Annotated in this window: 10 protein-coding genes; 2 read left to right on the top strand and 8 right to left on the bottom strand. The window is 66.5% G+C overall.

From position 1 onward, the window contains the following. The 5 genes from LQV16_RS20970 to LQV16_RS20950 all read right to left on the bottom strand — a co-directional run. Positions 1-1480: CoA-acylating methylmalonate-semialdehyde dehydrogenase (locus tag LQV16_RS20970; protein WP_229995787.1), on the bottom strand; the 1480-nt coding region annotated here is incomplete at its 3' end. A gap of 37 nt (positions 1481-1517) precedes the next feature. Next, positions 1518-3446: a 3D-(3,5/4)-trihydroxycyclohexane-1,2-dione acylhydrolase (decyclizing) gene (gene iolD / locus LQV16_RS20965; RefSeq protein WP_229995786.1), complete on the bottom strand. Its 1929-nt coding sequence runs from the start codon at positions 3444-3446 to the stop codon at positions 1518-1520. Positions 3447-3485: 39 nt separating this feature from the next. Then, complete coding sequence (locus tag LQV16_RS20960; protein WP_229995785.1) at positions 3486-4466, bottom strand: deoxyribose-phosphate aldolase; 981 nt, start codon at positions 4464-4466, stop codon at positions 3486-3488. Next, positions 4463-5464 (bottom strand): 5-dehydro-2-deoxygluconokinase, encoded by a 1002-nt coding sequence (gene iolC, locus LQV16_RS20955; RefSeq protein WP_229995784.1) that lies wholly within the window; start codon positions 5462-5464, stop codon positions 4463-4465. The genes LQV16_RS20960 and iolC overlap by 4 nt, the downstream gene beginning before the upstream one ends. A 213-nt stretch (positions 5465-5677) precedes the next feature. Then, a complete protein-coding gene (locus LQV16_RS20950; RefSeq protein WP_229995783.1) occupies positions 5678-6082 on the bottom strand; it encodes a tautomerase family protein in 405 nt (134 codons plus the stop codon). 270 nt (positions 6083-6352) lie between these two features. On the opposite strand from LQV16_RS20950, the gene LQV16_RS20945 reads away from it, so the two are divergent. Beyond that, positions 6353-6715, top strand: a complete 363-nt coding sequence (locus tag LQV16_RS20945; protein ID WP_229995782.1) for a metalloregulator ArsR/SmtB family transcription factor — start codon at positions 6353-6355, stop codon at positions 6713-6715. Next, complete coding sequence (locus LQV16_RS20940; protein ID WP_229995781.1) at positions 6712-7194, top strand: SRPBCC family protein; 483 nt, start codon at positions 6712-6714, stop codon at positions 7192-7194. Before LQV16_RS20945 ends, LQV16_RS20940 begins: the two co-directional genes overlap by 4 nt. Positions 7195-7389: 195 nt before the next feature. Here the strand turns inward: LQV16_RS20940 and sucD are convergent, their stop codons facing one another. The 3 genes from sucD to pcrA all read right to left on the bottom strand — a co-directional run bounded on the left by sucD (position 7390) and on the right by pcrA (position 12399). After that, positions 7390-8292, bottom strand: coding sequence for a succinate--CoA ligase subunit alpha (gene sucD, locus LQV16_RS20935; RefSeq protein WP_018776033.1), 903 nt, complete (start codon positions 8290-8292; stop codon positions 7390-7392). A gap of 12 nt (positions 8293-8304) precedes the next feature. Then, positions 8305-9474, bottom strand: a complete 1170-nt coding sequence (gene sucC / locus LQV16_RS20930; RefSeq protein ID WP_018776032.1) for an ADP-forming succinate--CoA ligase subunit beta — start codon at positions 9472-9474, stop codon at positions 8305-8307. 405 nt (positions 9475-9879) lie between these two features. Further along, positions 9880-12399, bottom strand: a complete 2520-nt coding sequence (pcrA, locus tag LQV16_RS20925; protein ID WP_229995780.1) for a DNA helicase PcrA — start codon at positions 12397-12399, stop codon at positions 9880-9882. Positions 12400-12452 lie beyond the last annotated feature (53 nt).

Below are 12452 nucleotides of genomic sequence, written 5' to 3'. Positions count from 1 at the left end.
ACCGGGAGGTGACCACCTTGCCGCGGGTGTAGAAGGACACGCCCTCGGGGCCGTAGATGTGCTTGTCGCCGAAGAGCGAGGCCTTCCAGCCGCCGAAGGAGTGGTATGCCACGGGCACGGGCAGCGGGACGTTGATGCCGATCATGCCCACGGTGACGGAGCGCTGGAACTTCCGCGCCGCGGCGCCGGAGGAGGTGAAGATCGCGGTGCCGTTGCCGTAGGGGTTGGCGTTGATCAGGGCGATGCCGGCGTCGAGGTCCTCCACGCGGACCACCACGAGGACGGGTCCGAAGATTTCCTCGGTGTAGGCGGTCATTTCGGTCTTGACGTGGTCCAGGACGGTGGGGCCGACCCAGAAGCCGTCTTCGTGGCCGGGGACCACGAGGTCGCGGCCGTCCACCACCATGGCGGCGCCGGCCGTTTCGGCTTCGGTGACGATCTTCACGATCCGTTCCTTGGACGCCGGCGTGATGACCGGTCCCATGTCCGCGCCCGGCGCGGTGCCGTTGTTGACCTTGACGGCCAGGGCACGCTCTTCGACCTTCTTGACCAGCAGGTCGGCTGCTTCACCGACGGCGACGGCGACCGAGATGGCCATGCAGCGCTCGCCGGCGGAGCCGAAGGCCGCGGCGGCGAGGTGGTCGGCGGCGTTGTCGAGGTCGGCGTCGGGCAGGATGATCGCGTGGTTCTTGGCGCCGCCGAGGGCCTGGACGCGCTTGCCGTGGGCGGTGGCGGTCTCGTGGACGTACCGGGCGATCGGGGTGGAGCCGACGAAGGAGATGCCGTCCACGTCCGGGTGGGTCAGGAGGCCATCGACCGTTTCCTTGTCGCCGTGCAGGACCTGGAAAACGCCGTCGGGCAGGCCCGCGTCCTTCCACAGCTTGGCGAGCAGCATGGAGGCGGAGGGGTCGCGCTCGGAGGGCTTGAGGATGAAGGCGTTGCCGGTGGCGATCGCCATCGGGGCCATCCACAGCGGCACCATGACGGGGAAGTTGAACGGGGTGATGCCGGCGACGACGCCGAGGGGCTCGCGGAAGGAGAAGACGTCGATGCCGGTGGAGACCTGGTCCGAGTAGTCGCCCTTGAGCAGCTGCGGGATGCCGCAGGCGAATTCGATGACCTCCAGGCCGCGGCCGATCTCGCCCTTCGCGTCGGAGAGGACCTTGCCGTGCTCGGCGGTGATCAGCTCGGCGAGCTCGTCCACGTGGGCTGCGACGAGTTCGCGGAACTTGAACAGCACGGCGGTGCGCTTGGCCAGGGAGATGTCGCCCCAGGAATCGGCAGCTTTGCGGGCCGCGGCGACGGTGGCGTCGAGATCTTCACGGTTGGCCAGCCGCAACTCTGCGGAGATGGCGCCGGTGGCGGGGTTGTAGACGGGCTGGGTGCGGGTGCCCACGCCTGCGGTTTCGGCGCCGTTGATGAAGTGGTGGATGGTTTTGGTGCTCTGGTCAGTGGTGCTCTGGTGCGTGGTGGTAGTCATGGGACTCTTCCTTGAGTGGTTGAAGTTCGAGGGGGGATCAGCCGAGCAGCTTGCGCTGGCGGCTCTTGTGGTCGGTGTAGGTCTGGAAGGCCTGTTTCGTGGAGTCGAGCTCGGAGACCTGGGAGACCGGAACGTCCCACCAGGACTCGGAGCTGGGCGCATCCAGCAGCGGGTCGGATTCGACGTGGATGACGATCGGGCCGCCGCGTTCGGGGGCGGCCTTGGCGTCGCGGATGGCCTGTTCGAGCTCCGCGATGACCTTCTCCCCCGGTTCGATCCGGATCACCTTCACGCCGAGGCTTTCGGCGTTCAGGGCCAGGTCCACCGGGAGCCGGTCGCCGTCGTCGAAGCTGTGCTGCTCCTCGTCCAGGGCGCGGTACTGGGTGCCGAAGCGCTGGGAGCCGAGGGACTCGGAGAGCGAGCCGATCGAGGCGTAGCCGTGGTTCTGGATCAGGACCACGATCAGCTTGATCCGTTCGGCGACGGCGGTGACGAGTTCGGTGTGCATCATCAGGTAGGAACCGTCCCCCACCATCACGACGACGTCGCGCTGCGCCCCGCCCTTCGCGGCCTCGGCGAGGGCGGCGCGCTTGACGCCGAGGCCGCCCGGGATCTCGTAGCCCATGCAGGAGTAGGCGTATTCGACGTGGTAGCCGAACGGGTCCCGGACGCGCCACATCTTGTGCAGGTCACCGGGCAGCGAGCCGGCGGCGCAGATGACCACGTCCTGGGCGTCCATGGCGCGGTTCGTGGCGCCGATGATCTCGTTCTGCGCCGGCAGGGGCGTGAAGCGGGTGTCGAACGCCTCGTCCACGGTGGCGTCCCAGCGCTTCTTCTCGTTCGCGATCTGCTGCTCGAGGTCCGCGCCGATGCGGTAGCCGCCGAGGGCCTGGTTCAGCTTCACCAAGGCCTTGCGCGCGTCCGCCACGATCGGCAGCGAGGTGCCGTGCTTGTAGGCGTCGATCGCGGCGACGTTGATGTTGATGAACTTCACGTCCGGGTTCTGGAACGCCGTCCGGGACGCGGTGGTGAAGTCCTCGTACCGGGTGCCGATGCCGATGATCAGGTCCGCTTCGGCGGCTATGGCGTTCGCCGCCGTCGTGCCGGTGGAGCCGATCGCGCCGAGGGAGAACTTGTGGTCCCAGGGCAGCACGCCGACGCCGGCCTGGGTGTTGCCCACCGGGATGCCGGTCAGCTCGGCCAACCTGGCGAGTTCCTCGTTGGCGTAGGCGTAGAGCACCCCGCCGCCGGCGATGATCAGCGGGCGCTTGGCGGCACGGATGGCCTCGGCGGCGCGGCGGATGTCCTCGTCGTCGGCGTCCGGACGGCGGATCCGCCACTCGCGCTCGGCCAGGAACTCCTCGGGCACGTCGAAGGCCTCGGCCTGGACGTCCTGGGGCAGCGAGATCGTGACCGCGCCGGTCTCGGCCGGGTCGGTGAGGACGCGGAGGCCGTGGTGGAACGCGGAGAACAGCTGCTCGGGCCGGGAGACGCGGTCAAAGAACTTCGACAGCGGACGGAAGGCATCGTTGACGGTGATGTCGTAGGCGTAGGGCTGTTCGAGCTGCTGCAGCACGGGGTCTGCGGCGCGGGTGGCAAACGTGTCACTCGGCAGCAGCAGGACCGGCAGCCGGTTGGTGGTGGCCAGCGCCGCGCCCGTGAGCAGGTTCGAGGAACCCGGCCCGATCGAGGTGCTGATCGCGAAGGTCTGGCGGCGCCGGGTGTGGCGGGCGAACCCGACGGCCTGGTGGGACTGGGCCTGTTCGTTGCGGCCCTGGTAGTACGGCATGATCGTCGGATCGAGCTGCTGGTACTGCTTGAGCGCTTGGCCGACGCCGGCAACGTTGCCGTGGCCAAAGATGCCGAACGTGCCCGGAATCAGGCGTTCGCGGAAGTCCTGGCCACCGACCGAATCGACGGTGTACTGCTTGGACAGGTATTCGACGACGGCCTGGGCGACCGTCATCCTGCGTGTTCCTGGTGCAGTGCTGATTCCCATGGGAAGTTACTCCGATACTTCTTCGGTGCGGGTGGATTCGGTCTGGCCTGGCTTCGTGCGCGTGGATTCGGTGTGGTGCAGCAGCGAGGCAGCGGTTGCCACGGCTCCGGCGACATCACCGTCCTGCGGGTAGAGCAGCGTCCGGCCCACGGTCAGGCCCTGGACGCCGGGCAAGGCGAGGGCGGCCTGCCAGCTGGAGAACACGTCGTCCTGGCTGCCCTCCGGGTCGCCGCCAAGAAGCACGGTGGGCATGGTGGTGGACGCCATGACACGTTCCATCTCGGCCACGACGGGGAGCTTCATCCAGGTGTAGGCGCTGCTCGCGCCGAGGCCTTCGGCGATGGCGACTGACTTGATGACGGCGTTGGTGGAGAGGTCATTGCGGACCTTGCCGTTCTCGCGGACGGAGAGGAACGGCTCCACCATGGCGATCAGCTTGCGCTCTGCGAGGGAGTCGATCGCCCTCGCGGTCGCTTCGAGGGTGGCTACCGTGTCTGGATCGCCGAGGCAGATGCGGGTGAGCATCTTGCCGCCGTCAGCGCCCAGGGCCTGGAGCGCGGCCGCGGTGTGGCCGGTAAAGCGGTCATCGAATTCGTTCACCAGGCCGGAGAGGCCGCCGCGGTTCATCGAGCCGAAGAGCAGCTTGCCTTCGAGCGCGCCGAGCAGGAGCAGATCGTCCATGATGTCCGGCGAGGCGAGGACACCGTCCACGTCCGGGTTGGCCAGGGCAATCTGCAGGCGGTCCAGGAGCTGGCGGCGGTCGGCCATGGCCACGGGATCATTGCCGACGGCGAGCGCCCCGCGGGCGGGGTGGTCGGCCGCGACGATGAAGTTCTGCCGATGGGCCCTGACGCCGGGGTGGCGGCGGCGTGCCTTGGCGGCGCGGGCAATCGCTTCCGGGTCTTCGAGCCGGATGATGCTCAGGTGCTCGTAGCGGCGGGGATCATCGTTCACCGCGAGGGCGGCGGAGGCGGTGTGGACACTCACAGTATTGCTCCTTCGGTGGCGTAGGTGCCCGGCACGAGGCGGCCGCGTTCGGCGAGCAGGCCGGTGACTTCCTCGGGCGTCGGCATCGCGTCGGCGCAGGACAGGCGGGAGGCGACGAGGGCGCCGGCGGCGTTGGCGAAGTCGAGCACCTGGGCGAGCGGCCAGCCGGAGAGGAGCCCGTGGCAGAAGGCCCCGCCGAAGGAGTCCCCGGCTCCCAGGCCGTTGACGGTTTCCACCGGCACGGGGGCGGAAACCACGCGCTCGGTGCGGGTCTTGGCCATGACCCCTTCCGGGCCCAGCTTCACGACGGCGATTTCGACGCCGGCGGCGAGCAGGCGGTCCGCCTGTTCGTCCGGGGTGCCCTCGCCGACGGCGACGGCGCATTCCTTGTCGTTGCCGATCGCGACTGTGACGTGCGGCAGAATCTTGGCGACCTGCTCCCGGGCTTCTTCCTCGGAGGCCCAGAACATCGGGCGGTAATCGAGGTCCAGGATGGTGAACTGTCCGGGCTTCAAACCGGTGCGGGGCCGCGCCTCGTGGGCCGTGAGATGGGCGGTCCGGCTGGGCTCCTGGCAGAGGCCGGTGACAGTGGACCAGAAGATTCCGGTGTCCCTGATGGCGTCCAGGTCCAGCTCCTCGGCCTTGATCTGCAGGTCCGGCGCCGTGGGAAAGCGTCCGTAGAAGTAGAGCGGGAAGTCTTCCGGCGGCTTGATTGCGCAGAACGTGACCGCGGTGGGCCATTCCTTGACCGCCGTGACGAAGGAGTCGTCCACGTTGAACTTGTGCAGTTCGCGGTGCAGGTATTTGCCGAAGGCGTCGTCGCCGGTGCGGGTGATGACGGCGGTGCGGCGGCCATGGCGGGCAGCGGCGACCGCCACGTTGGACGGGGATCCGCCAAGGTACTTTCCGAAGGACATGACATCCTCCAGATCCACCCCGATGTCGTTCGGGTAGATATCAACACTGATGCGCCCGATCGTGAGCAGTTCGTGGGTCACGGTGATCGTGGACCTTTCTGGTGTGAACTCGGTACCTTTGCGCAGCCGGAGCTTCGGTGATTAGGGGCCGGCGTGAGCCGGGCCACAACCACTACTTTGCCTTAGAATCCATGTACTGTCAAAGGTTTGTACTGACATATTTACAACATGACACAGAGGGCTGGAATTGCTCCGTCGCGCGGGTGTCATTGCGGCCCGGGAAGCGCCCTGCGGCTACCTGCCGGGGACCCCAAGTTCGCCGGTGACATACTGGGCCTGCCCGAAGCCGAACGACCAGTCGCCCGCGGTGTTCTCGACATATCCGATGAATACGTCCTCGCCGGCGACCCCCACAGCGGCCAGCCTGTCCGCAATGGCGGCAAACAGGGACTGCTTGGTTGGCTGGCTGCGCCCGGCCTGGGTGAAGATCTGGATCATCACCACATCCGGCGTCCGCTCGAAGCCGAGCCCGGCATCCTGGGCGACAATCTGCCCGGCGGAATGTTCCGTCAGCACGTGGAAGTAGTCCCGCTCCGGAATGCCAAATTCAGCCACGATAGCAGCATGGATTCCCTGGCTGAGGCCGCGAAGCTGCTCCGCAGTGCGGCCCTGGTTGACGTCGATTCGCACGAGAGGCACTCGCATCTCCTTCGGTAATTTGTCCTGACATACTAACAAAGTAATTCGGAGCTGCGCAAGGATTCCGGAGCAGCACGCAGCCACGCGGGTCACGCAGTGCCCGTTCCACCAGCCTGGACAGGAGCTAAGGATCCCCGCATTGGGGTATTGCGCAGAAGTGAAGCCGGGCGTAGCGTTAACAACCTAAAGGTTGATCAATGAATTAGTTGATTAGCATCTCATGTTGATTACCGTCTTTTCCGGCAGACACCGAGGAGGTGGGGACACCAAGTGGATTCCAGCGACGACGGCGAGCTCGATGCGGCGTTCCTGGCCCTCGCCGATCCGGTCCGACGCCGCATCATTGCCCGGCTCAGCCGGGGTCCGGCCACCGTCAATGAACTGGCGGAGCCCTTCGCGATCACCAAGCAGGCGGTCTCGAAACACATCCAGGTCCTCGAGCAGGCGCAGCTTGTCACGCGCACCCGTGACGCCCAGCGCCGGCCTGTGCACCTGAACCCCGCACGGCTGGAAGCGCTCACCGCGTGGCTCGACCAGTACCGGCTGGTCCGCGAGCGGCAGTTCCGCAGCCTTGACGCCGTGCTTGAAAATCGCGCCGCCCGAGGCGGCACACAGGCAAAGGATGCATCATGAGCAACGCACTGAAACTGACCATCCCCGAGGGGCTGCCCTTCATCGACTTCGAGCGCGAGTTCGACTTTCCCGTGGCCGAGGTCTTCCGGGCACACAAGGACCCCGAGCTCGTTGCCCAGTGGCTCGGGCCGCGGCAGATGACCATGAGCGTTAGCCATTACGACTTCAGGACAGGCGGCAGCTACCGTTACACCCACACCGCGCCGGACGGCAGCGCGTATGTTTTCAGCGGCGTCTTCCACACCGTCCGCGAGAACGACTTCGCCATCCAGACCTTCGAGTTCGACGGCTACCCAGATGTGGTGAGCATTGAGTTCCTGACTTTCGAGGACCTCGGCGGTGGCCGTTCGCGGCTCAGCGCCCGCGCGGTCTACCCCAGCATGGAGGCGCGCGATGGCATGGCGCAGTCCGGGATGGAGGGCGGCATGTCCGAAGGCTACGAACGGCTCGAAGAACTCCTCACCGGGGCAAAGGTCTAGGACCGCAGGGGCTGGACCCAAAGACTCAAAAGTTCGACGGCGGCAGGCGCCTTCGCCGGGAAGGTGGCCTGCCGCCGTCGAACTTAAAGCCGTAGTACTTAAAGGGGCAACGCGGGGTCACTTCGCTGCCCATCCCACCGAGTGGAATGAACCGCAAGTGACCCCGCGTTGCTGTGGTGCTGTGGCGCTTCGGACCTAGAGGGTCGCGAAGACCTCGCGCAGAAGCTTGGCGGTCTCGGACGGCGTCTTGCCGACCTTGACGCCGGCAGCCTCGAGGGCTTCCTTCTTGGCCTGGGCGGTGCCCGCGGAACCCGAGACGATGGCGCCTGCGTGGCCCATGGTCTTGCCTTCCGGAGCGGTGAAGCCGGCCACGTAGCCAACTACCGGCTTCGTGACGTGTGCCTTGATGTAGTCCGCGGCACGCTCTTCGGCGTCGCCACCGATTTCGCCGATCATGACGATCGCCTTGGTTTCCGGGTCGGCCTCGAACGCTTCGAGGGCGTCGATGTGGGTGGTGCCGATGACCGGGTCGCCGCCGATGCCGATGGCGGTGGAGAAGCCGAGGTCGCGCAGTTCGTACATCATCTGGTAGGTCAGGGTGCCCGACTTGGAGACGAGGCCGATGGGGCCCTTGCCCGTGATGTTCGCCGGGGTGATGCCGACGAGCGCCTCACCCGGGGTGATGATGCCGGGGCAGTTCGGTCCGATGATGCGGGTGACCTGCTTGCCGTTGGCGTCGACCTTGGACTGGGCCAGTGCCCAGAACTCGGCGGAGTCCTGGACCGGCACGCCTTCGGTGATGACCACTACGAGGCCGATGCCGGCCTCGATGGCTTCAACGACAGCGTCCTTGGTGAATGCCGGCGGCACGAAGACGATGGAAACGTCAGCGCCGGTCTCCGCCATGGCTTCCTTGACGGTGCCGAAAACGGTGATCTCGGTGTCACCGTGCAGGACCGTGGTGCCGGCCTTGCGGGCGTTGACGCCGCCAACAACGTTGGTGCCGGCCTTGAGCATCAGGGCGGTGTGCTTGGTGCCTTCGCCGCCGGTGATGCCCTGGACGATGACCTTGGAGTCCTTGTTCAGATAAATAGACATAGTCGAGTCCCTCTACTTCGCTGCGTTGGCGAGCTCGGCAGCCTTGTCGGCGCCCTCGTCCATGGTGGCGGCCAGAGTAACCAGCGGGTGGTTGGCTTCGGCCAGGATGCGGCGGCCTTCCTCAACGTTGTTGCCGTCAAGGCGGACTACCAGCGGCTTGTTCGCGGAGTGGCCCAGCTCGGCCAGTGCACCGACGATGCCCTTGGCGACGGCGTCACAGGCGGTGATGCCGCCGAAGACGTTGACGAAGACGGACTTGACCTGCGGGTCGCCCAGGATGACGTCGAGGCCTGCTGCCATGACCTCGGCAGAAGCTCCACCGCCGATGTCCAGGAAGTTGGCGGGCTTGACGTTGCCGTGGTTCTCGCCAGCGTAGGCAACGACGTCGAGGGTGGACATGACCAGGCCGGCACCGTTACCGATGATGCCGACTTCGCCGTCCAGCTTGACGTAGTTGAGGTCCTGCGCCTTTGCCTTGGCCTCGAGGGGGTCAGCAGCGTCCTTGTCTTCAAGGTGAGCGTGCTTGGGGTGGCGGAAGTCGGCGTTCTCGTCGAGGGAGACCTTGCCGTCGAGGGCAACGATGTCACCGGCACCGGTCAGGACCAGCGGGTTGACCTCCACGAGGGTGGCGTCTTCCTTCTTGAAAACGTCCCAGAGCTTCAGGATTACGCTGGCGACCTTGCCGCGCAGTTCCTCAGCGAAGCCTGCGGCGGCGACGATTTCGTCGGCCTTGGCCTGGTCGATGCCTACGGCCGGGTCGATCGAGATCTTGGCCAGGGCTTCGGGGCGCTCAACGGCGAGCTGCTCGATTTCCATGCCGCCTTCAACCGAGCACATGGCCAGGTAGTTGCGGTTGGCCCGGTCCAGAAGGACGGAGAAGTAGTATTCCTCAGCGATGTCTGCGCCCTGGGCGATCATCACGCGGTGAACGGTGTGGCCCTTGATGTCCATCCCGAGGATGTTGGTGGAGTGTTCAAACGCTTCGTCAGCGGTCTTCGCGACCTTGACGCCGCCGGCCTTGCCGCGGCCTCCGGCCTTGACCTGCGCCTTTACGACAGTTACGCCGCCGATTTTCTCGGCAGCTGCCTTTGCTTCTTCAGGGGTGTGCGCCACGATGCCAGCAAGCACGGGTACACCGTGCGCCTCGAACATATCGCGCGCCTGATATTCAAACAGGTCCACGGTTTAGTGTCCTTCTACGTCGAAGTAGTTTCTGTACAGCCGGACCCCACGTACTCGCGGTTACCGGGCTGCGGAATAAACGCACCCTGCGACAAGCTTGGAAACGAGCCACACGGCGCAATGCTCCTTTGGGAACTCTAGTCCTTCGATCGGACCAGCCCGTTCCAGAGTACCGGTTATGTGAGTAAGGACACTATTCTATGGAGCGTAGAAAAACCGCTAGATTACGGGGTTTTTGGGGTGTCCGACGGCGTGCCGAAGGCCTGCGCGGCCGTGGCAGATGCGCGTTCGTAACCTCGGCGGGAAGAGGGCGGCGGCGGCCAGAACCGGCTTCCGGTGCCGGCGCGGACCGGCCTCCCCGGCTCCGCCGTGCGCGTTCAGCTAGGCGTCCAGCGCTGCCTTCAGCTAGGCGTCCAGCTTGGTCAGCGGTGCGTAGCGCAGCAGCAGCCGCTTCTCGCCGACGTCGAACTTCACCTTGGCGACCGTCTTGTCCCCGGCGCCCTCCACCGCCAGGACGGTGCCGTTGCCGAAACTGGTGTGGTTGACCTTGTCCCCCACGCTGACGGCGACGACTTCCTTCTGCGGCTGGACCCGGTTCTTGGCCACCGCGGCGGGAACATCGGCGTTGAAGCCCGCGGACGGGCTGGCACCGGCGCCGCGGGCGGTCCCGGCGCCCCAGAACGATCCGCCGTAGCGGCTGGAACCGATCCCGGCACCGCTACCCCATCCTCCGCTCTGGCGGCTGGCGCCTTCCCGCTTCCATTCGACGAGCTCGGCCGGGATCTCCTCGATGAACTGGCTCGCGGGGTTGTACTGGCTCTGGCCCCACATGCTGCGCACCTCGGAGCGGGTCAGGTACAGCCGTTTCCGGGCCCGGGTCAGGCCCACGTAGGCCAGCCGGCGTTCCTCGGCCAGTTCCTTGGGATCCGTGGCGGAGCGCTGGTGCGGGAACAGCCCGTGCTCCATGCCGGTCAGGAACACGACCGGGAATTCCAGGCCCTTGGCGGTGTGCAGGGTCATCAGGGTGACGACTCCGAGCCGCTTGGCTTCGGCGACGGCGGCCGCCAGGTCTTCGGCGTCACCGCCGGGGGCGTCCGGGATCTGGTCGGCGTCGGCCACGAGGGAGACCTGCTCCAGGAAGGCTCCGAGGGAGCCTTCGGGGTTGTCGCGTTCATATTCGCGGACGACGGCGACCAGCTCGGCGAGGTTTTCCACCCGTGATTCGTCCTGCGGGTCGGTGCTGGAGCGCAGCCCGGCGAGGTAGCCGGTCTGTTCCAGCACGGCTTCCAGCGCCGCGGCCGCGCCGGAGCCGGAGGCCACCTCGGCGAGGTCGTCGAGGAGCTTCACGAAGCCCAGCACGGCGTTGACCGAACGGGTCGCCATGCCGGGGGCCTCCTCGGCGCGCCGCGCGGCGGCCATGAAGGAGGTGCGCTCACGCTCGGCCAGGGCCGCCACGGCACCCTCGGCGCGGTCGCCGATCCCGCGCTTGGGTTCGTTGAGGATGCGGCGGAGGTTGACGTCGTCGTCCGGGTTGACCAGAACCCGCAGGTAGGCGAGGGCGTCCTTGATCTCCTTGCGCTCGTAGAAGCGGGTGCCGCCGACCACCTTGTAGGGCAGGCCCACCCTGACAAGGACGTCCTCGATCGAGCGGGACTGGGCGTTGGTGCGGTAGAAAATGGCGACGTCGCCGGGGCGCAGGTTGCCCTCGTCCTGGAGCCGGTCGATTTCCTTCGCGATGAACTGGGCCTCGTCGTGTTCGTTCTCGCCGACGTAGCCGACGATCTTTTCGCCGTCGCCCTCAGCCGTCCAGAGCCGTTTCTCCGGCCGGTTGGGGTTGCGGGAGATCACCGAGTTGGCGGCGCTGAGGATGGTCTGGGTGGAGCGGTAGTTCTGCTCGAGCTTGATGGTGCGGGCGTCCGGGTAGTCCTTCTCGAACTCCACGATGTTGCGGATGTCCGCGCCGCGGAAGGCGTAGATGGACTGGTCTGAATCGCCGACGACCGTGAGCTCGGCGGCGTCGGGGCCCTCGCCGACGATCTCGCGCACCAGGGCGTACTGGGCGTGGTTGGTGTCCTGGTATTCGTCCACGAGGACGTGCCGGAAGCGGCGCCGGTAGGAGTCGGCGAGCGCCGGGAAGGCCCGGAACATGTAGACGGTCTCGGCAATCAGGTCATCGAAGTCCATCGCGTTGGCCTGGCGCAGGCGCTGGGTGTATCCCTTGAAGACCTCGGCGACGGCCTGCTCGAAGGGATCGTTGTAGTTGGCGCTGGAGGAGTAGCTGTCGGCGTCGATCAGCTCGTTCTTGAGCGCGGAAATCTTATGCTGGATGGCCTTGGGCGCGAAGCGCTTAGGGTCAAGGTCCAGGTTCTTGGCGACCAGCGTGATCAGGCGCAGCGAGTCCGCGGAGTCGTAGATCGAGAAGTTGGAGTTGAGCCCGACGTTCTTGGCCTCGCGGCGCAGGATCCGGACACAGGAGGAGTGGAAGGTGGAGATCCACATGGTCTTGGCCCGGCCGCCGACCAGCGCCTCGATCCGTTCCCGCATTTCGGCCGCGGCCTTGTTGGTGAAGGTGATGGCCAGGATCTCGCCGTGGTGCGCCCGCCTCGTGGCGATCAGGTAGGCGATGCGGTTGCTGAGCACGCGGGTCTTGCCCGAGCCCGCACCGGCCACAATCAGCAGGGCACTGCCGGCGTGCTTGACCGCTTCCTCCTGCTGGGGGTTCAGCCCTTCCAGAAGTTCGCCGGCGTTCGGGAGCCGCGGGGCGTCCCGGTCCCTCTCGTGGCCGCCCTCGGCGCTGTTTGGGCCCCAGCCGGGAGCGGAACCCACCGCTGCCGCGCCCGTTCCGAGGGACGATTTTGTGGCTGCCGCCGTCCTGGAGGCAGCTTGGAAGGGTCCGTCGGCGTAAGGGTCAAACAACATATCCATGGTGTTAACAAGTCTAGGCGGTGCCACTGACAGCGGCGTCCGCCCCTCGGGAC

Source organism: Arthrobacter sp. Bi26 (assembly GCF_918697925.1).
Classification (GTDB): domain Bacteria; phylum Actinomycetota; class Actinomycetes; order Actinomycetales; family Micrococcaceae; genus Arthrobacter.
This window is presented reverse-complemented; position numbering and strand designations above follow the sequence as displayed.